The organism is Leptolyngbya sp. FACHB-321 (assembly GCF_014695975.1).
Classification (GTDB): Bacteria; Cyanobacteriota; Cyanobacteriia; order Leptolyngbyales; family Leptolyngbyaceae; genus Stenomitos.
Genome location: NZ_JACJPI010000053.1, coordinates 16437 through 35118, shown reverse-complemented (window position 1 = coordinate 35118; position 18682 = coordinate 16437). Strand labels below are relative to the sequence as shown.

22 protein-coding genes are annotated in these 18682 nt (G+C 51.5%); 15 read left to right on the top strand and 7 right to left on the bottom strand.

Features of this window, described 5'->3' with window-relative positions; all coding sequences use genetic code 11:
* Nucleotides 1-258: 258 nt before the first annotated feature.
* Nucleotides 259-1083, bottom strand: coding sequence for a hypothetical protein (locus H6F76_RS09895; protein WP_206754362.1), 825 nt, complete (start codon nt 1081-1083; stop codon nt 259-261).
* Nucleotides 1084-1489: 406 nt separating this feature from the next.
* On the opposite strand from H6F76_RS09895, the gene H6F76_RS09890 reads away from it, so the two are divergent.
* Complete coding sequence (locus H6F76_RS09890) at nt 1490-1660, top strand: hypothetical protein (RefSeq protein WP_190507836.1); 171 nt, start codon at nt 1490-1492, stop codon at nt 1658-1660.
* Nucleotides 1661-1974: 314 nt separating this feature from the next.
* Nucleotides 1975-2352 (top strand): hypothetical protein, encoded by a 378-nt coding sequence (locus H6F76_RS09885; RefSeq protein WP_206754360.1) that lies wholly within the window; start codon nt 1975-1977, stop codon nt 2350-2352.
* Between the two features lie 826 nt (nt 2353-3178).
* Here H6F76_RS09885 and H6F76_RS09880 read toward each other — a convergent pair.
* Together H6F76_RS09880 and H6F76_RS09875 are read right to left on the bottom strand one after the other, a co-directional pair.
* Nucleotides 3179-3850, bottom strand: a complete 672-nt coding sequence (locus tag H6F76_RS09880; RefSeq protein ID WP_190507832.1) for a pyridoxamine 5'-phosphate oxidase family protein — start codon at nt 3848-3850, stop codon at nt 3179-3181.
* A 15-nt stretch (nt 3851-3865) separates the two neighbouring features.
* Complete coding sequence (locus tag H6F76_RS09875) at nt 3866-4339, bottom strand: GNAT family N-acetyltransferase (RefSeq protein ID WP_190507830.1); 474 nt, start codon at nt 4337-4339, stop codon at nt 3866-3868.
* Between the two features lie 116 nt (nt 4340-4455).
* Here H6F76_RS09875 and H6F76_RS09870 point away from each other — a divergent pair, with 116 nt between their 5' ends.
* Entirely contained in the window at nt 4456-5919 is a 1464-nt protein-coding gene (locus H6F76_RS09870) for a PLP-dependent aminotransferase family protein (protein WP_190507828.1), read from the top strand.
* A 174-nt stretch (nt 5920-6093) separates the two neighbouring features.
* Here H6F76_RS09870 and H6F76_RS09865 read toward each other — a convergent pair whose 3' ends face one another.
* Complete coding sequence (locus tag H6F76_RS09865) at nt 6094-6243, bottom strand: hypothetical protein (RefSeq protein WP_190507827.1); 150 nt, start codon at nt 6241-6243, stop codon at nt 6094-6096.
* A gap of 679 nt (nt 6244-6922) precedes the next feature.
* On the opposite strand from H6F76_RS09865, the gene H6F76_RS09860 reads away from it, so the two are divergent.
* The 4 genes from H6F76_RS09860 (at nt 6923) to H6F76_RS09845 (ending at nt 10807) form a co-directional block, all read left to right on the top strand.
* Nucleotides 6923-8323, top strand: a complete 1401-nt coding sequence (locus H6F76_RS09860; protein ID WP_190507825.1) for an AAA family ATPase — start codon at nt 6923-6925, stop codon at nt 8321-8323.
* A gap of 2 nt (nt 8324-8325) precedes the next feature.
* Nucleotides 8326-9123, top strand: coding sequence for a hypothetical protein (locus H6F76_RS09855; RefSeq protein WP_190507823.1), 798 nt, complete (start codon nt 8326-8328; stop codon nt 9121-9123).
* A gap of 137 nt (nt 9124-9260) precedes the next feature.
* A complete protein-coding gene (locus tag H6F76_RS09850; RefSeq protein ID WP_190507821.1) occupies nt 9261-9602 on the top strand; it encodes a hypothetical protein in 342 nt (113 codons plus the stop codon).
* A 242-nt stretch (nt 9603-9844) separates the two neighbouring features.
* On the top strand, nt 9845-10807 hold the full coding sequence (locus tag H6F76_RS09845) for a hypothetical protein (RefSeq protein ID WP_190507819.1): 963 nt from the start codon (nt 9845-9847) through the stop codon (nt 10805-10807).
* A 69-nt stretch (nt 10808-10876) separates the two neighbouring features.
* On the opposite strand, the gene H6F76_RS09840 is transcribed toward H6F76_RS09845, so the two are convergent.
* Together H6F76_RS09840 and H6F76_RS09835 are read right to left on the bottom strand one after the other, a co-directional pair.
* A complete protein-coding gene (locus H6F76_RS09840) occupies nt 10877-11155 on the bottom strand; it encodes a hypothetical protein (RefSeq protein ID WP_190507817.1) in 279 nt (92 codons plus the stop codon).
* A gap of 133 nt (nt 11156-11288) precedes the next feature.
* On the bottom strand, nt 11289-11492 hold the full coding sequence (locus H6F76_RS09835) for a hypothetical protein (protein ID WP_190507815.1): 204 nt from the start codon (nt 11490-11492) through the stop codon (nt 11289-11291).
* 126 nt (nt 11493-11618) lie between these two features.
* Here H6F76_RS09835 and H6F76_RS09830 point away from each other — a divergent pair, with 126 nt between their 5' ends.
* The 6 genes from H6F76_RS09830 to iscB all read left to right on the top strand — a co-directional run bounded on the left by H6F76_RS09830 (nt 11619) and on the right by iscB (nt 15374).
* Nucleotides 11619-11861: a hypothetical protein gene (locus H6F76_RS09830; protein ID WP_190507812.1), complete on the top strand. Its 243-nt coding sequence runs from the start codon at nt 11619-11621 to the stop codon at nt 11859-11861.
* 93 nt (nt 11862-11954) lie between these two features.
* Nucleotides 11955-12740: a hypothetical protein gene (locus H6F76_RS29685; RefSeq protein WP_199322023.1), complete on the top strand. Its 786-nt coding sequence runs from the start codon at nt 11955-11957 to the stop codon at nt 12738-12740.
* Between the two features lie 60 nt (nt 12741-12800).
* On the top strand, nt 12801-13295 hold the full coding sequence (locus tag H6F76_RS29680; RefSeq protein ID WP_199322022.1) for an IS200/IS605 family accessory protein TnpB-related protein: 495 nt from the start codon (nt 12801-12803) through the stop codon (nt 13293-13295).
* Nucleotides 13292-13435 (top strand): hypothetical protein, encoded by a 144-nt coding sequence (locus H6F76_RS09820; RefSeq protein ID WP_190507810.1) that lies wholly within the window; start codon nt 13292-13294, stop codon nt 13433-13435. The genes H6F76_RS29680 and H6F76_RS09820 overlap by 4 nt, the downstream gene beginning before the upstream one ends.
* 155 nt (nt 13436-13590) lie before the next feature.
* The gene (locus H6F76_RS09815) at nt 13591-13782 is read left to right on the top strand and encodes a hypothetical protein (protein ID WP_190507808.1); all 192 of its coding nucleotides are present in this window, start codon (nt 13591-13593) and stop codon (nt 13780-13782) included.
* A 179-nt stretch (nt 13783-13961) separates the two neighbouring features.
* The gene (gene iscB, locus H6F76_RS09810; RefSeq protein ID WP_242036596.1) at nt 13962-15374 is read left to right on the top strand and encodes an RNA-guided endonuclease IscB; all 1413 of its coding nucleotides are present in this window, start codon (nt 13962-13964) and stop codon (nt 15372-15374) included.
* Nucleotides 15375-15474: 100 nt separating this feature from the next.
* Here iscB and H6F76_RS09805 read toward each other — a convergent pair whose 3' ends face one another.
* Nucleotides 15475-16455 (bottom strand): hypothetical protein, encoded by a 981-nt coding sequence (locus H6F76_RS09805; RefSeq protein ID WP_190507806.1) that lies wholly within the window; start codon nt 16453-16455, stop codon nt 15475-15477.
* A 270-nt stretch (nt 16456-16725) separates the two neighbouring features.
* Here H6F76_RS09805 and H6F76_RS09800 point away from each other — a divergent pair, with 270 nt between their 5' ends.
* Together H6F76_RS09800 and H6F76_RS09795 are read left to right on the top strand one after the other, a co-directional pair.
* Nucleotides 16726-17265 carry a hypothetical protein gene (locus H6F76_RS09800; RefSeq protein ID WP_190507804.1) on the top strand — a complete coding sequence of 180 codons (540 nt, stop codon included), beginning with the start codon at nt 16726-16728 and terminating at the stop codon, nt 17263-17265.
* A gap of 888 nt (nt 17266-18153) precedes the next feature.
* Nucleotides 18154-18672 carry a hypothetical protein gene (locus tag H6F76_RS09795; RefSeq protein WP_190507802.1) on the top strand — a complete coding sequence of 173 codons (519 nt, stop codon included), beginning with the start codon at nt 18154-18156 and terminating at the stop codon, nt 18670-18672.
* Nucleotides 18673-18682 lie beyond the last annotated feature (10 nt).

The window sequence follows — 18682 nt, the reverse complement described above, 5'->3', positions numbered from 1 at the left end:
AAAACTGGACTCAATCACCGTTCAGTTATAGTCTACAACTCCGATGCTCTCGTTCCTGTTAGCGCCGATGCCTAAGCTAGGATGCTGCTTCTATCGTTGGTTAGTTGCGGGTTTAGCAACCACTCGCATGCGTGTGTCGGGTTGGGCGTAGTGGATGGCGATCGCCAAGTCAGCTGTGGCACTGTCTCTCAAAGGAGGCATGCCAAGTTGGCATGGGTTGGGGCGAGGACGCTGTAAAAGTCAAGCGGCAGACCGCTTTTAGAGCTTCTGGTTGATCGATGAGACTATACCGTTAGTAATGAGAACGAATTCTTGATCCCCAGGCAAGTCTAGATACGGACACGTTTGGACTTGCTGTTGCAGCGTGAAGGATGGGTCACCCGGTGCAATCCACGCCACGCGTCCTTGCGCCATCCAGGGCGCCAGGTCAAAATCAGCCTGCTCCTTAAACAGAAGATAAGGCGCTCTAGCCCATTCATAGCGATTGTGCTCCTGGACCCAAACCGCCCATTCAGTCGACCACTCCGGGAAGGGATTTGCGAGTGTGAGTGGTTTGGTTTCACTAAAGTAAGCAATCGGGTAAGCAGTGTGGGCACCGACTTGGATCTGAGAGATGACGACCTGGAGGGGATGCTCCCGTAGTGCCGAGGGCACCACAAAGGGTACTTCTGGTCCAGGCGCCGAGCGGAAGGGGACTATAGCCACAGCCTCTGCCAACTTGACGGCACCGGAAAGGGTCCAGAAGTGTGGGCACAACTGCTGCTGCGCTCCATTACGCCAGCGTTCATCCGAACGCCACCACAAGCCATCGAGCCCGTAGTGATCAAAAGACAAATAGTTAAGGGTCTGGCAGTAGGGGCACCGCGACAGTGGCAGCATCGGGACGCCAGCGCGGTACTCGTCGCGTAAGGCCGGCAACTGCTCCCTATAAGCAGTTTGCTGTCTCAGTCGCTCTCTAAAATTTGGTTGACGGAAGTAAATTGGGCGGCGCCATTCAAAGTCGTGGAGCCACTCCATAACTGCGAAGCATTTCTGCAGGTATTGCCGGCGAGTCTCAGCCGTAAAAGGGGTGTGGGTCAGCATCGCTTTGTTGCTTTATCTTGTGAGCGCCAAGACCCTAGCTTGGCAGATTGTGCCCCCTCTGTCTGCTCAGGCTTGAGTGGTGCTGGCCGGTCAGACTCAACCCGCCGTTTGGACCAGGCAGCACCGGTCATGGTCGCACTCAGGGGTAGAGCCGCGCTCCGTGCGAAAGTTGAGCCTAGGGATGCTACAGTTCTGCTGCGTCTGGCTTTCATCGTCCGGCTTAACGTAAGGCTAGTTTTGTTGGTTAGTTGCACCCCGGAGCAACGGTGCAACGTGGAATAAGGGTTTCAGCCGCTGCAAAGGAGCAAAAAGCGCCTCTGTACTACCCACTTTTGCTTCAAATTAGTCCAAGGTTAGTCCAAGAACACTAGTACACCCCTCAAAAGCGGTTTCGGTACGACCACCAATGACTCTTCTTTCATGTGGCGATCGCGGTCCGATCCTGGTGAATCCTTGTCTTCCTAGTCGAGATAGCCTCATAGCAGCAGGCGATCGCCGATCACAAGTCGAGCTTTTTACTTATGAGAAGCCACTGCGAGCGACACCTGCACTATCAGCTTTGACTAAAGCGGTCTAATCATGACCACAAATGTGAAGATGCAGCTTATTTGGTGCCATGAGCAAAGGAGTGGCACCAGCCGTAGAACCTCTCTCCTTACTGCCATGCCACGCTTTGACTCACGGCTACCACCCGCTGACGGGCTCTAAGACCTGATGCCTCTAAGGTTAGCTGGGGCACTGTTGTAGCGCTTCATCTACTGCGCCGCTCCTTTGCTCATGGCACCATTCTTTCTGCTCACTGACAACTATCCTCAAAAAGACTTGGTTGACTCAGAAAGAAGATTGAACTTAAAGGAGAAGGTTAGGTTATAGCCTTTCCATAGCATGAAGATGAACCTTGATTCCAACCATCAGCAATCGTTGAGTAAAGCAGCAGTGAAAGTCATGATCAGCAAGTTTGTCAAAAGCCTAACCCAGATTGCTTTAGCGAGTGTAGTTGTAATGGGTGCCGTTGCTTGCGCTGCTGAACAAGGGGAGGGGGAAGGTGCTGTCCAAAGAGAAGACGCTGTTGAAAAAGAAGGTGCTGTTGAAAAAGAAGGCGAGGAGCAGGAAGGCACTACTGAAAGGGAAAGCGCTGTTGAAAGGGAAGGTGGGAAGCAGGAAGGCACTGCCGAAAGGGAAGGCGGAGAGCAGGAAGGCGGGAAGCAGGAAGGCGCTGTAGAGCAGGAAGGCGGGGAGGCGCGTGAGTCTAAAGTAGAGAGAGATTGAACGTGCTCAATCTCTCTCTACTAACCAACATAGTCATCGTCTTGGTTGCCAAAAAGCTGTTTGATGTAGAGACATGGCATACAAGTTCCTCGAAGCATTTGAGTTAACTGTTAATGCCATTGAAAGTATTTGAAAGGAGCTAAGGCGCTCGTGCTAAGGAAAAGTCTTTGGTCTGACGAACCAGTGTGCGAAAGCCAAGGCCATGGCCTGACGAACCGAAGGGCGGCTTTTCTAAGGTGTGAATGAGCAAAAAATATGGCACAATTTGCAAATGAGTGGCATAGTCTTTCGAAGCCAGAGTCCACAAATGTTTCAAGCTTCTAGCCTACTTCGAGTTACTGCTGCTTAGACACCGTTCATCCCAAGCTGTTAGAAGCTGGAAGGCTTATTTAGAGTTGCATTGACCGATTGCGCCATCGATTGACGAATTGCGCCATATTTTTTGCTCATTCACAGCTGAATTTATCAATCATCTAATACTCCCCAACTCAACCAACCAAAGACAGCTAACAGATTGCGCTTCACCGGACGGACGGCTTGAACCATAGCCTCATATTGAATCCAGTTAGCCAGCTTTCCTTAAGACAAGCCTGCTGATACGGATTGCCGTCCGTCCACCAGGCTGGTATCGCGATGGTTAGAGTTTGGTCGGGTGGCAAGCTCGGCTTGCTAACGAAGTTTGGCAATGACATTGCCTGTGACTTGAGTCTCGACCCTACTTAAGATTTCACCCCAGGCTTGAGCAGCGGCAGGACCTTCCATGGGTTGTAGCAGACAGGCACGCGACGATCGCACGTATGGAAAAGCAGCGGTGATCGCAGCAACGCTAGCGGTGGTAGTGCTGCACGTGAGCAGGCAGCGCGATGTCGGCGGCTAAACGCGGATCGGCAACTGGCTCTAAGGTCGTCAATTGCAGCGGCAACTCACCGGCCCAGATGGGCAAGGCATAGTCGGCTTCATCATCGAGTGGCGCACCTGATCGCCGCTTGGCGGAGGCTTCTGTCAGTGGCAGTGCCAAGACGAGCGTTCCCATCAGCTCTTGTCGATTGGGTGGACGCACTTCTGCCCAGCGATCGCGCATCACGTGCTCGGTAAAGGCTTTGAGCGCCTCCAGTTTTTCCTCAGCATCCTCGACCAGCGTTGCCCGACCAAAGACCACAACCGAACGGTAATTCATCGAGTGGTGAAAGGCAGAGCGGGCAAGGACAAGACCATCGAGCAGCGTCACAGTGACACAGACTTCCACGCCTTCCTTGAGCGTGCGGAGCATTCGACTGGCAGGAGAACCGTGAATGTAGAGGCGATCGCCCACTCGTCCATAGGCAGTAGGAATCACAAACGGCTGTCCATCGACGACAAACCCAACCTGACAAAGCAAGCCTTCATCGAGAATGTCATAAATCGTCTGACGATCGTACTCTCCCCGCTGGGGCAGGCGCTTAATCTGAGTGCGTTGGGTCTGCGAAAACGTCGTATCGGTGGTCTCTGAATGAGTCATAACTTTCCCTTAAAACTACGTCAGCGATCGTCGCATCACGTTACTATCAGCAAATCCTAAGCGGCTATAAACCGGTCTACCCGCAGGGGAGGCATTGAGGACGGCATGGGTGCAGCCCAATGAGCGGAGGTAGGCAATCGCCCGATCAGTCAACTGCGTGGCAATGCCCTGACGACGAAAGTCAGGCTCTACATACACCCCCCAGAGATAGCCATCTTGTCGATAAGAGGCTTCGAGAATGTTGGGGTAGAGTCCTGCGAACCGCTGGCATCCCACCGATCCCACAACCCGATTATTCACCGCTGCGACAAATGCCTGATAGTCCAGCGATCGCCGTGCCTCATCGAGATAGTGCTGCATCTCAGCTTGCCAGTGGGGAATGATCGCTTCAGCAGGAACATCGTTATCTCGCCACATTTGGTAAAAATGCGCCGCGATTAGCGCATCGTCTGCGGCAGTCGCGTTTCGTAAGGTGATAGTCGCTGGCATGAGCAGGATTGAATGGCAATAAACTCGAACACTGTTAGCTTAACGCCCATAAGTGGACTGACAAAAGCGCCAATTTCATGTTTTGCTATAAGTCCACTTGACAATGATTGAGCGAAATGGATGTTGCGATCGTTTTAGACCATTACTCTGAGACTCCGCTGCATCAGCAGCTTTATGACGAGTTGCGGCAAGCTATTTTGAGTGGACGACTGCTGCCGCGTCAGAAACTGCCCTCTACTCGCGCGATCGCTCAGTCGCTCAGCATCTCTCGCACCACTGCCACCCAAAGCTACGATCGCTTACAGAGTGAGGGTTATCTCGAAACGATCGTTGGTTCTGGCACTTACGTCTGTGCCCAACTGCCCGACGATTGGATGCAGTCCCTTGCAGCTCCCATGCTGGCGCGATCGCAGCCATTGACTGTGCCGCTCTCTCGCTATGGCGCAACCCTGGCGCAAACGCCCTTCACGCTGCAACCAGAACCTGATTTGCCAATTAGCTTTCGCTACGGACGACCCGCGCTGAGAGAATTTCCGCTTAAGCTTTGGCGCAAATTGCTCTCGCGTCGCTGCTGCGCTGACTCCAGTTGGTTGGACTATGCCACTGATTTTCAGGGCTATTTCCCTTTACGGCAGGCGATCGCGCAGTATCTTTGCCGTTCTCGTGCCGTGCAGTGTCAGCCCGAACAAATTGTGATCACCAACGGCACACAGCAGGGACTTGACCTGATCCTGCGCCTGTTGATCGAAACAGGGGATGCGATCGCCATTGAAGAACCGGGCTACTTGAGCGCCCGTCGCATTTTCCAGAGTCATGGCGCCAAGCTGATTCCCATTCCGGTCGATGCATCCGGGCTAATGGTCGAACAGTTAGTGCAGCCCGCCATTCGTCTGGTGTATGTCACGCCGTCTCACCAGTTTCCCACAGGAGCCACTCTCTCGCTGCCGCGCCGCTTGGAACTACTGACTTGGGCGCAACAGAACGGCGCGTTGATTCTAGAAGACGACTACGACAGTGAATATCGCTACGGTGACCGCCCCATGCCGGCCTTGCAAGGACTCGACCAAAACGATTCGGTGCTGTATTTGGGCACGTTTTCCAAAGTGCTGTTTCCGGCTCTGCGTCTTGGTTATTTAGTGCTGCCGCCCCACTTCGTTGCGTTGTTTGCTCAAGCCAAATGGCTGCACGATCGCCAATTGCCTATGCTGGAACAACAGGTGCTGACCGACTTCATTGCGGCAGGATACTTGGAAAGCCACATTCGCAAAATGCGATCACGGTACGATCGCTGCCGTCAGGTATTGGTGCAGGAACTGCACGCTCAGTTGGGCGATCAGGTTGCCATCTTTGGCGAGAAGGCAGGTCTTCACCTTATGGTGCGCCTGTATACCCCATGGAGTAATGAAGCACTCATCGCTCGGGCAGCCAAAGTTGGAGTGGGTTTGATGTCCGCGCAAGCGCAATATCTGGGTGCGGGGGGCAAGGGTGAGTTTATTTTTGGCTACAGCGAGCTCAATGAAACACAGATTCGGCTCGGGGTGCAGCGGTTGGTGCAGGCGATCGCACCAGGAGAACTTTAGAAAGGAGAGTTCTAAAAACGTTCGTCGCTTAGCGTTACTCCAAAATCAAATCAAGTCATGTCCTGCTGCACTCTACTTGGCTCTGCTAAATTCAATCTGAGCGATCAGTCTGACCGACGATTCGTCCAAAGATTGACTCAAAGCGAATCAAGCACAGCAGCAGCACCAAGAGTCTCATGAGGGCAACGGGTCAAACCCTCCGCCCAGAGCAACTCCCTGATCGCTGCCAGCAGGTGCCCACTTAACATCTGCGGTGGCAGCGAGCGAGGGGTTGCCCACGGCACAGCCGTTAGTCCGAGCCGAAAAGGTGGCGCGGTTTGCCAATGAGTGGCGTCATGGGTCAGTGTCCCTCCAGACCAGCGTGCTGGCTTGTGATGACCTGGGATCAGCTGTGGTTAAACAGCACAGATTAGAAGTGGGCCAAAAGCCTAAAACGCTGACAGGTGCTAGCGTTGCAAGCTGACGCTCCTCATTGGCAAAGGGCGCTAGAGATCTGGCTCCTTCACAAGATGGAAATTGCAGATCACTAAACTGATCGACAATATGTGACTGTCCAATATGAGAAAGTGAGTCTTTAAGGCAACTTAAAGAAAGGACGCTGTGACTTCCTTTGCAGACAGTGTGACGTTCTTCAAGTGACAACTGAGCCCTGACCGAAACCTGTGGAGATGATCGCACCCGTTTTAAGCCGATTGGCAATGAAGCGCTAGCTGAGAAACCGATTTCAGTGTTCTTGCCCAAAGCTTTGGACACCTATGTCCCATCGCTGCCGAATCGAGCTGAGTGGTTGCGGACAGCTATTAGAGAAGCTGCCTTAGGTAATACTGAACACACTCTTTGAAGCAGTCAAAAACTTTATGTCATGCTTCTGTATGTTCACTGTTAATCCCCCCATAAGTAGGGCACTTTAGAGAAGAAGTGATGGCGGGAGAAAAAACATGAGCTTGATTGGCAGGGCTATGGGGCGTTCTCAGCAGGCTTTCTATGGAGGCTGGAAAACGGCATGAGAAGTTTAAACGCTTATAAAAAATTGGCTCAACATTGGGCTGAACTGCCGACTGACTACAATGAACAAAGCTTAGAGGTAAGTCTTGTTCAACCGCTTTTGCAATCTCTAGGTTTGAACTTTCAGCAAATTAAAGCTGGGCAGAACTTAGGATCAGGTTTTGGTACGCCTGACCGCTTGATCTATCAAGACATCAATCAAGCACCTGTGTTGGTGATTGAAAACAAAAGGCGCGATCCAGTCTTGGCTGCTATTCCGGAGAAAGATTTTGCAGCCGCTTGTAAAAACCATACCCTCTACCGACAAGCCGTAGGTTATGAGGACTGCGGTAAAAACAATCGAGGCATCAAACATTACTTAAACAACAGTGTTTCTCCTCATCTCTTGGCTTCCTACGGCTTGGTCTTCAACGGTGACTTTTTCCAGCTTTGGCGGCGTGTTGACGGGTTAGTCTTGCCCATGACGCCCATTCAAAAGGTGACTAAAACAAGCCTTCCGGGTTTAATGCAGCAGCTAGAGTACTGTCTAGATCATCCGCACACTGCTTTAGTGTCTGCCATCTGGAATCAGAAAGGTGGTGTGGCGAAGACAACTAACATTGTCAACATGGGGGCAGCTTTAGCACTAGAAGGGAAACGAGTCTTGCTCATTGACCTTGACCCACAAAATGATTTAACGCGCGGTGTCGGCGCTGATCCTAATTGGCTCCCAGGTTACCTGGAGCAATGCGACAAGAAAATTCAGCTTGAAGAGTGGGACGAAGCCAAGCAGATCTTAAACAAAGCTATTCAGATTCGCAAGTTTCCCACCACTGACAAGATGAAGAAAGACTTCAAGCTTTCAGTGCTTTCCAGTGATGAAAAAGGGCTTAAAGCTTTTCGTGATAGTGACGATGTCGAAACTGCTGTCATCTTCAAAAAGTTAGTCAAGCTGTTGTACTTGGACTATGACTACATCTTTATCGATGTCTCCCCCACCCCTGACAAGCTCACTCAAAGCGTGCTTCTCACCTGTGATACGGTGCTCATTCCCATCGATCTCGGTGGCAAGTCTCTACACCATGCTGTGCAACTCTACAGCACTACGCTCCCCAAGTTCCGTGAGGTGAGGGCTGCGAAAAAAGAGCGGTTGCACCTTGGACCCTGGAATCTTGGCATTGTCTTTAGCAATTGCCCTGGAGACGCAGGCGTTGTTCTAGAGGAACACATTAAGCAGGAATTGAAGAAAAGTAACTTTAGCGGCAACCAATGTAAAACTCGTTTAAGTACTTTTGCACAGACGAAAGTTGCCGAGTTTAAGCACGTTCCAGTGATCTGCTGGCAAAGCTCTCCGATTACCAAGCTCTATACCAAGCTGATTGACGAACTCTTCTTAAACCCAAACTTTATCGATCATTAACTATGACTGCCACACAAACAGAGGCATCACCGCTTGATGTCACACTCGGTCAAATCCGCCGTCTCCCTTGCAAATTTATTAAGGGCAAGTCTGACACTCAACCCATCATCCTTAAGACGATCGCTCAGGAACTATCCGGCACAGGCAAGAACATTCTGCCTGTGGTCGTCCGGTTATTGGGTGAAGATAAGTATCAGGCCATTCTCAATACACAGATTCTGGATGCGGCTCGGCTGGTACACCTCGATTTCGTTTGGTGCATTGTCGTTAATCAAGCGATGCAGACACAGGTAGAAGTCGAATTAGGGCAAACGCTGTGGGTCAACCTAACCACCGCTTCCGAGCAAGACTTGGCTGATACCCTTAACTACCTTGCTAGCCAGCCCGGAAGCCCCTTGAAAGGCTTAGAGGCGACGAGCGCTGCCAGTAAAATTGCGGCGGCAGACAGAAGCATCTGGCAGGATTTCACACCGATTACCAAGCTCAAATGTGGCATCACTAAAGGTAAAAAGCTTGATGCCTTAGCTACCGCCTTTTATCTAACGCCGCCCCCGCCACTGCCAGAACCACCGGCTGCCATCAGCCTTAAGCAGGCATCGAGAGCAGCAATCTTGGAGCGTTTAGCTTACCTAACGAGCCATAAGCTTAGTGGCTTTGGCACTGTTGATCCTGAAGCCGTGTCCGATCTGATCGCCGGTGCCGATCGAAGCAAGTGGAAGAGCCTGACTCCCATCACTAAATTAGACTGTGGCATCGACACTGCCAAACTCAAAGCTCTAAAGACGCTGTTTACCTTATGAGCCCTACCACCGAGCGTAGCGGCAAGGCGTTGGGTTTGAGTCGGAAAGTGATGGGCACCGCCCAATGACATAATGCGATCGCCTTAGAACTGCGTCAGGCTGGACTGATTAAGCTTGTAGAGCAAAGTCTAGCCAAAGTGGTATGCAAACTCCGTCTTCCATGTGCGACGGACAGTGAACTCGCGCTCGGTCACTTGCTTGAGGTGGGTAGCGATAAGGGTTGCGAATCGGTAGAGGAAGAAGTCGCGTTAGTAGTAGCGATCGTCCCGTTGGGTGAGTACGAGGATGAGGTGATAGATGACCTTGCCCGGACGTACTACGAAAAGACCGGCAAGGACAGAACCAAGATTGAGGATAAGGAAAAAACTCGCAAGCGCCTGCACCGATCGCCCGATTGCGGTGACACGGTGGTTTATGGTTGGGCACCGATGCCAGAACGTCCAGTTTGGGGAGTGAGCAATGCGAGTTGGGGGTATTGATCTTTGCAAATTGCGTTTGCAACAAAAAACGCTTGTACTACCATATTGAAGGTGGCACAATCGAAAAATTTGCTACTCATAATCTGCTAATGAACTGGAACAGTGCAGAGATTAGCTGAACAGCTTGAAAGTTCTACTACGCACAGCACTAGAGTGAGGCAGAGCCTTTTTGATTGGAGCTCATGTCTACTGGTTAGACTCAGACAAAGCACCAAAAGCTCTAAGAGTGAGGCAGGACATTTATGGCTGATTCCACACAAATATTGGGGTTACTTAATTTTCCCTTTGCACTGTGTTGTTCACCAGATGTTCTTGGTCAGAGCTTCCCAATAAGGATGGGCGACTATCATGGCACGCTCGAAATGCCGTCTTTGCCGTCCTGGGGTGAGAAGGAAAAAGACCCACTTCACAAAGGCTTAAAAGCACCTGCTGCTGCAAGCACATGGAAGCGAGGTGATGACCCTATTGTTTGGGGTCATCCATTGTCCTATCCAGAGGGAGTTTCTAGCGTTGAGCGTGCACTTATAAGTTTTGACATAACGGTAGATGACGTTGAGACAAGCGTCCAAAAAATTTATCAATCTAACTGGATACAGCTCTTCTCTGATTATTACGAGATTTTGGAGGAGCGTGGACAGAAAAATATGTATGTTAGTGGCTCTATTGGTAGCAGACTAGAGTTGTTTCATCCAGATTCAAGTAGCCTTGGCTATATCCGCCCCCACCGCAAAGTTGAGGTTGTAATAACAGCTCTACCCAGTGCCAACAATCTTAAGCTTGATGTATTTCGTCAAATCTGCAAGCTGGCATCAGATGGATTACCCCCAAACTTACAGTATCGCTTGTTAATTGATTCTTACCGAGCGCTTGCCAGGGAAGACTACCGCAAAGCAATCCTTGAAGCAGCTTCGGCTCTTGAAGTTAGTCTTACCAAACGAATAATTTTAGAGCTTAATAACTCGGAAACTAAATTCGGAGAGAATCCTTTGAAGCAGTATAGTTATCGTACGCTTGGCGGACGATTTAAACTAGCTGCTTTACTCCCCATAGCACTACCAGAGAAGGAGCGCATAAGCTTCATTATTGAAGCTAGAAATTCTGTTATTCACGAGGCGACATTTCCAGGGCTTGTTGCTGCGCAAAAATTCGTTTCTGAAACAGCTCTACTACTCTCCCATCTCACACCTAATCTGTCACAGGACTGAGAACTTCTTGTCTGCCCTTTGTGGCTTGTTTGACCGAGTAGGATCAAGCCGATAGAGTGTTTAGACTCTTCATTGAGGCACTAGCCAGATGCTATCAGCTTGATAAAAGTTGCCACGTTGCTCTAGTTTGACCTGACCAGACAATAAGGCTCCAATCCAGAGTTCGACTAACGGCATTTTAAGGCTCTGTTGTGCCTCTACCAGCAATGTGGATGGATGCTGTTGCAGGTAATCAGCGATCGCACTTGACCAAGCACCCACATTTTCGGCATGGGCCCTAGACAACGGCTGCATCGCATCCAGCGCATCTAGTAAGGCTTGCTTGTCTATCACTCCAGGCAGAATCACTTGGATGGCTCACCCGTGATCGTCGCTCGGCTGGAGCCACTTCAACCAGGGCTTCTAAGTTGAGTGCCGTGCTTTGTTTGACCAAGACAGCAAGGAAGTCAGCGCCTAGAACTGGTTCTGTGGGTGTGGGTTCTCAATCCAGGCTTTTGAGTAGCGCGTCAGCATGGGCGGTGTAGACCTCAGCAAGCTGGGCGATCGCCTCTGTGGCTACTCGCAGCTGATCCTCTTGTGGCAGTGGTGCCAGGGCCGCTTCGAGCGCTTGCCAGAGGGGAGCAAGTTTAGCGGCTTCGGGTTTAGTGATGGCAGTTTGAAGCGATCGCCAGAGGTCATCTAACATTTGCCCTCTATTGGGTCGGCTCGACCGATACCCAGATCCAGTAGCTTTGTCTTAACGTCTTGCCACTCAAGCCCATAGTAGTAATTTAGCCTCAAAGCCAGCCGTCTCAAGTTCTCAAGTCAATTCATGGACAGACCGCAGTACTGGACAGTCAACAAGACACCGCCGCCCACAGCAGCTTTAAAGGGATTGCAATGGCTCTATGACCACTACTGTCGACGCATGTGGATAGCAGTTGATAAAGCGATCGCTCAGTCAATCAGCACCTTACCTGCTCAGTTGCCGGAGTGTTTACACCAGACGTTGAGCTACGAGGAACGGAAAGCGTTGCGGTCAGACGTGTTGTGGTTGCTCATTGAGCATTCGTGACGCGCATCCTGCGTTTGTAGGCGAAGCATCAAGCGCCAGTGAGCGGTACGGCTAGACTATCGGACGAGCACAGATTCCAATATACTTTTCTCTATGAGTAGTTCAATTGTACGCACTGACAAATGGACTCTTAACCCATCTCCAGCGGCGAAAAGCCATCTGGATCTGACGGTCAGAGAGTATCGGGCTTACTGCAAAGCGCTTAGTTATGTTGTCATGGGGCACTGGGCGCAAATCAGTGAGGCTTCTAGTCAGTGTGCGGCAGTGGAAAAGCTCATGCATCAAACCAGGAAAAATCCACACCCGAAACACAGTTATTTTGGCAAACGTTTCTATAAGTTCCCTAGCTATTTGCGACGTGCCGCCATTACCTTTGTCTGTGGTCAAGTCTCCTCCTTTCTGACTCGCTATCGTACCTGGCAGTCAGGAGACCGCAAGCGTCGTGATGCTAAACCACCTCGTTTCAATCCAGAAGCAGGCTGCTATCCGGCTTTGTATCGGGGGCAGTGCATCAAATTTCACAACGAGTTTGACGTCGCTGAGATCAAGGTTTGGAATGCTTCTGATTGGGTGTGGGTCAAAGTGCCTGTTGCGGGTCTGCGGCAGCGTCATTTGCTCGAACACAGCCAAGGACTCTCACCCTACTTGATTGTGAAGGGCGGCAAGGCTCATTTGTCTGTGCCGTTCAAGTTGCACCCCCAAAAGCTAGCAAGCGATCTTGTTTGTGCTGTTGATGTAGGTATCAACACGACTGCAACCGCTACCATTGTCAGTAGCGGCGGCACTGTAATCGCTCGACGTTTCTTACACCGAGGGACTGACATAAACCGCCGTGACAAGGTTTTAGGGCAAATCAGAGCCAAAGCAAAGCTCACCTAGAAGCTCTCTAAAGGTTTCTGTAAGGGGCTGTATCGTCGTGCGGTTGGACTCAATCACAACATGGCACAGCACCTCTCAAAAGAGCTTGTGCGGCTCGCCTTAGAGCATGGCGCTCATGTGATTGTGTTTGAAGACTTGCAAGGTTGGAAGCCCAAAGGTGGACGTAAACGTTCCACGCTCAAACAACGCTTTCATGGCTGGTTGCATCGCCTGTTGGTGCAACTAACAGAAAACAAGTTTGTGGAAGTGGGTGGCAAGGTCGCACTGGTTTACCACAGAGGCACCTCCTCTTGGGCGTATGACGGTTCTGGCAAGTTGCAACGCAGCAAGGCTAACTATGCTTTAGCGACGTTCCAGACCGGAAAACGGTTCAACTGTGACCTCAACGGCTCCTACAATATTGCTGCTCGTTACTGGGCATACAAACAAAAGCTGGCGTACAGAAATGGTCGTCAGTTGCCTTCCAGCAAAAGCTCTGGAGGCAAGTCGAGAATGCCGATTACTTTATCTCATCTCTGGGATCGAGAAGCCGCTCATGTACGCTCTGCGTCATGAATCGGTGCATTCACCAAACTGGTGTCACTGTTGGTCTGGAACTCACCCACCTGGATGTTCTAGATCGCACAACGTTGATTCAGGCTTCGGTACGGCTGGAAGCGATTGAGCAGGTGTTGCAGGCGCAAGGGGAGCGGTAGTAGCTAGTACAAACACAGTGCTTTCCAGGCTAACCAGCACCTTAAAAGGCTACGTTTTTTTCACAGCAGTCACTCCACAGCTTGAGTCAATGAAACACCACTAGCGCACCGCTGTCGCGGCATGGGTATGCACTGCTAGCAAAACAGACTGACCCATGAGCACAGAAATCGTTGTCACGAAGGCACCGCAGAGCGCTGCTCTCGGTACGACCACACCCACAGAGGTGAACGTCCAACCCGAAGCTCAAGAAGTTTCAGTTGGCTTCCCTCTCATACAGACAGACGAGTTGGTTGACACCCAGTACCAGGAGTTCCTGGAAGACCGCTTTGGGCGTTACGGCTATTAGTGACAGGTCTGCTCCCCAAGACTGCTGACGCAGCAAAAGTTTGAAGTCCAGTCTAGGAGGGCACCCGGCGTGAGTAGCTAACAACCGGAGTGATTCGGAGGGAAAGGGAGTAATCCTCAGTACCCAGCTACGCCAGACTTCACCGCAAGGTGAGAAGCGCTCAAAAGGTCACGACCCCAATGAGATTCGCTAGTCTCAAGCGGTCAGGAGAGGAACATTGCCTAGTTTGTGAAGGTGAAACACCGACTCCAGTACCAAGCCTCAGAGCAAAGTTAAAGCAAACCTTACCCCGTGAGGGAGCCGCAGAAATGCAAAATTACGTGTTCTTGCTCAATGCCGATTTAACACCTCTAAACATGGTTCACCCTGCCAGAGCCAGGGAACTTCAAGACCAAGGGAAGGCAGCAGTCTTTTGCACCTATCCCTATACGTTAGTACTGCAGCAACAGGTGCTTAACCCCACACTACAATCGTATCGGCTCAAAATCGACCCTGGTTCCAAGTTTACGGGCTTTGCCATTCAGCAGGGTGCTGACATTGTGTTCCGCATGGAATTAAAACACCGGGGCTTAGGCATCAGTGTCGGTTTAACTAAACGCGCAGGCTTTAGGCGTAGACGCCGCAGCCGTAACCTCCGTTATCGCAAGGCACGGTTCAATCGTTGTAAGCCTCCTGGTTGGCTAGCTCCGTCTCTGAGTCACCGCGTCCAGACCGTTTCTACCTGGATCAAACGCTTTTCGCGCTACTGTCCTATTGTCACATTGGAAATTGAGCAAGTTCGGTTTGACCTGCAGCAACTCCAAAACCCTGAGATCAGTGGTTTGGATTACCAGCAAGGTACTCTAGCAGGCTATGAAGTCCGTGAATACCTGCTAGAGAAGTGGCAACGTCAGTGTGCTTATTGCGGTGCCAAAGACACTCCACTCCAGATCGAACACATTCACCCTAAGTCCAGAGGTGGCAGTGATCGGGTCAGTAATCTCTGTCTCGCTTGTGAGCCTTGCAACACAAAGAAAGGGAATCAGGACGTGGGGGACTTTCTGGCTGGCAAGCCTGATGTACTGAAGCGAGTTTTAGCGCAGGCTAAGGCACCGCTCAAGGACGCGGCGGCTGTCAACTCTACCCGCTTTGCTATTGTCAGCATGGCGAGACAGCATTGCTCAGACATACGGTGCTGGACAGGTGGACGGACAAAGTTCAACCGCTGTCAGCAAGGGCTAGCGAAGTCACACAGCCTGGACGCCGCGTGTGTTGGGGAATCAGGTGCGAAGGTCAACATTCTGACTGCTCAACCGCTGTTAGTGGACTGCAAGGGACAAGGCAGCCGACAATCCAGACGTGTCAATGCGTCGGGGTTTCCTGCTGTAAAGCAGCCGAAAGCAGTCTACACCCATGTCAGAACGGGGGACGTTGTTGCTTTTGTGCTGACTAAAGATCGCAAGCACGTCAAGCAGGGTAAATATACCAGTCGGGTAAGAACTCCAACTGCAAAGGGTTTTGAAGTGCTGCTTAACGGTTTCAGAGTCGAACTTTCTAGTATGATCGGTGTCAAATTCAAGCACAAACAGGACGGTTATGCCTATGGCTTTTGATTTGACTCGAGCAACTCCTTTTCGCTCCCATACACAGGTTTAATGAGCAGACTGGCAAACATTCAGAGACTCTCTACCTTAACGGTGGAGAGATTTTTTGTTAGGGGACAACGACAACTAAACTGGGTTCAGAAGGTGAAGTGGGCGACAGGTTTTGAAAGATGATCTGGTCTGCGATCGCTTCTTCCGGTGGTTTGTTTGCCACTTTTACCTGCGGTTCTTCTTCTTTACGACGCGCCGCCACTTGCTGTCGGTAAATGTCTAGCGCCCGTGCGATCGCGGTGAGCCGTCGATGCTGGTCATGGCTAATGTTGTCTTCTGTATTGCCTAGCCCAGGTGCTTCCCAGCGGTTGCGTCGCGGATTCCAGTAGGACTGCGTACGTGCCCACAACACAGCGTCTGAACCTGTTAAACCACGTTCGTGTGCCTTCTTCAGCCAGTCCACATAGCTAGGCGTGTCTAAAGCTGCCAGAGGAGCCTGATTTGCCAGGTCGATCGCGTTCAGTTCTTCTTCTAGCGATAGGTTCAAGCGATGTGCGTCTGCTTTTTGTCGAATCACCTCTGCTTGCCGCTCTAAGCGCCGTAGCTGTTTCTCGTCCGCTGCTTCAGGCGAACTAGCTCCATGCTGGTACGAAAAGCTGCCCAAGTTCCACACCCCGTTGCCAGGGTCAGAATGCCCGTAATAGGCACGAGTTTTACTACCGTTGGGTGTGCGGGTGCCTTCAGCGTGTCCGACGGTACGGGCAACTAAGGAGTCAGAACCACCTGCGAAAAGGTCAGCCTCTCCCGTTGCCGGCTTTGGTGCTGAAGTTGGGGCAGCAGTTGCTACCGACGGCCCTTGGCCCCCCGAAGGGTCAAAACTTACAGCAGGCGACTGAGGTTCAGACGGAGCGGACGACTCAACCACGTCGCTGGGTAACGGCTCCGACTCCTCAGACGGTAAAACAGCCACAATAACAGGGGTGTCAGTCGCACGAACACCAAAATCTAGCGCACCGCTCTCGGCGCGGACTGGCGCAGCAGCAAAAAGTGTAGCCAGACTCAGCAGTAAGCTCAGCAGCTTTAAATAGCAAACTTTCATAATCGTCCTCAAGTGGCAAAAGAACCGAAGGCAAACCTCGATCCGAGAAGTGAGTTACAGACGATTTACAGGGACGTTAGGAACATAGTAGTACAAAACTACTATTTGTGTTGCCTTCTTGTGTTAGGTGGGGGTTAGAGGCTGACAAGCGGGGTTTTGTCCGTCGTCTTTACGCGGTTTTAGTCCGGCGACACAGACTTGTTATGGGCAACCTCAAGAGCGTTAGCACAGTACTGGCGTGGCATTAGGACAACATTGGTAGGAGAAGCCATGAAAACCACACAGAACCGCTATGCGCTCGTTTACGACCACCAAAACGTACAGGGGTGGCTCAAAGTTTTGAGAATTTCAGACAACCTTGGAACCTTCCCGGACAGTGTGCAGGTAGGAGACCCCTTTCAAGGTCAGCCGATTGTCGCGCTTGCCGCTGACCTAGACAGCTTCGCTCACGTCCTGAAGGACGAAAACGCACTCTGTGAACAAGGTAAAAAACGATTCCTGGAGCTGCAACCACAACAGCAGTGGCGTTACTACTTGCTGTTCCGGTTCTACATTAGAAGCCCTATGTACGCTACGACCGTTGAGGAAAAGGTAGCGATCGCCCTCTTAGGAGAGACTCAGACTCTACGGGTTGTTGGCAGTAATGACCCTGACGCAATAGAGGTGAGTGCGGTCTGGCGGCACCTTCAGCAGTATGAAACTGCTCTTGGCACTGTACTCGAAGGCGGACCACTGGACGGTGTTGTTGGCTCTCGGTTTCGTTCCTTAGACACAATTGACACGCAGAGCCAGCAATACAGAGAGTGGTAACCAATAACGACTCAATTCATACCAAACCTGTAACCCATGCTCAGCGTGTCAGCAGTGTAGTGAAAACGCTTATAGAGAACAACAAACGCAGTTGGATCAAGCGGTGCCGACACCGGGATACTTGCCACAAAAGCGCAGAACTGAAGCTTATGAGGCGTGCACTCAGACGTCGCTTCAGGCGTGAAGGCAAGCAAGGAACAGCGCCAGAAGTGCTAGCAAAACCCGCTGTTACTAGAGTATGCAAACAAAGAACTACCGCAAAGGGAAATTCGCGTGGTTCAGCAACACTGTTGTAAACATAATGGGGTTTATGTTCGTTGCCAGCGTGCCAACTCAAACAACGAAAGCAACAGAAGCAGAGGGAGGGAGGGGCTAGCTCCTTTACCCCCTTTCTTTTCACCGCCTGTCGGCGCAGGAAAGTGGGTTCTGGAGCATACCAAAGCGGACTAACTTACGCCTTCGGGTCTGAGTCGACAAGCTGAGGTTCCAGACTGGGCGTGCCCTCACAAAGGGAAAACGACCCAGCATCGCGTGTGTCAGTCGGAGTCCTTGTTGACCTTCCGGTATGGCGATTGGCTACATGCGTGACTTACCCCAATGTACCGAGGCTTCAACGTTCCAACTACGAGAGCTGGCGTCAACCTGAGTAGAGGGTGGAACGGCATCGGTATGTGCGAGTTGCAGGCTCTCACTGCAATGCGGTAGGGAAAAGCGCAAAGCCCGCCCTACCTCGTACCTATTGCCGGGGAGCAGTGTGTCGGTCACCATGCCGATTCCTGCCCCGGCAACCCAACACGATCGATAAAACAGTACTAGCTCTAAACCTCTCGGGGTTTAGTTTTTTCAGCTAGAGTGAAGAGCAAAGTCGCCCAGGGCACTCTAACGGCTATGAAGAAGTGGAATGCCCTCTCTCAATTAGTCCTGGCTCTGGCGCTCGTGCAGGCAGTCCTCGTAGTCGCCACAGCACTCTACCGCACCCGCACTCCTCCCACGGTCGTGCAGGGCACTCATTCTCCTGCTGCCCACAAGGTCAGTAGCGTGAACGACGACCTGAGCTTAGTTTTAAGTCCCTCAAGTCCGTCAGACAAAGGACCCAGCACAGTGGTCTTAAGTTGCCTGAGTCAGTTCGTAGACCCAACAGCTCGACGTGAGGCTAAACGCGCACTTATAGCCCTGCTAGCAAGCTCCAACAACGAAGTTTACCTTGATGACCTGGTGGCTCCCGCAGCACCAGCCGCAACCGAGAGACGTGAAGTCCACTTGACTACAGGCACGTTTGTCCAGACTGAACTAGCTGCTACTGGTTGGGTGCAGTTCCAACAAGAGCCAGGTTGCCGCGCTAAAAAGACGATCGCTCTAGTCAGCCGACGGGCACAGCAAGCAGGTTTAGGTGGGTGGAAACGCTAAGTCAACTACA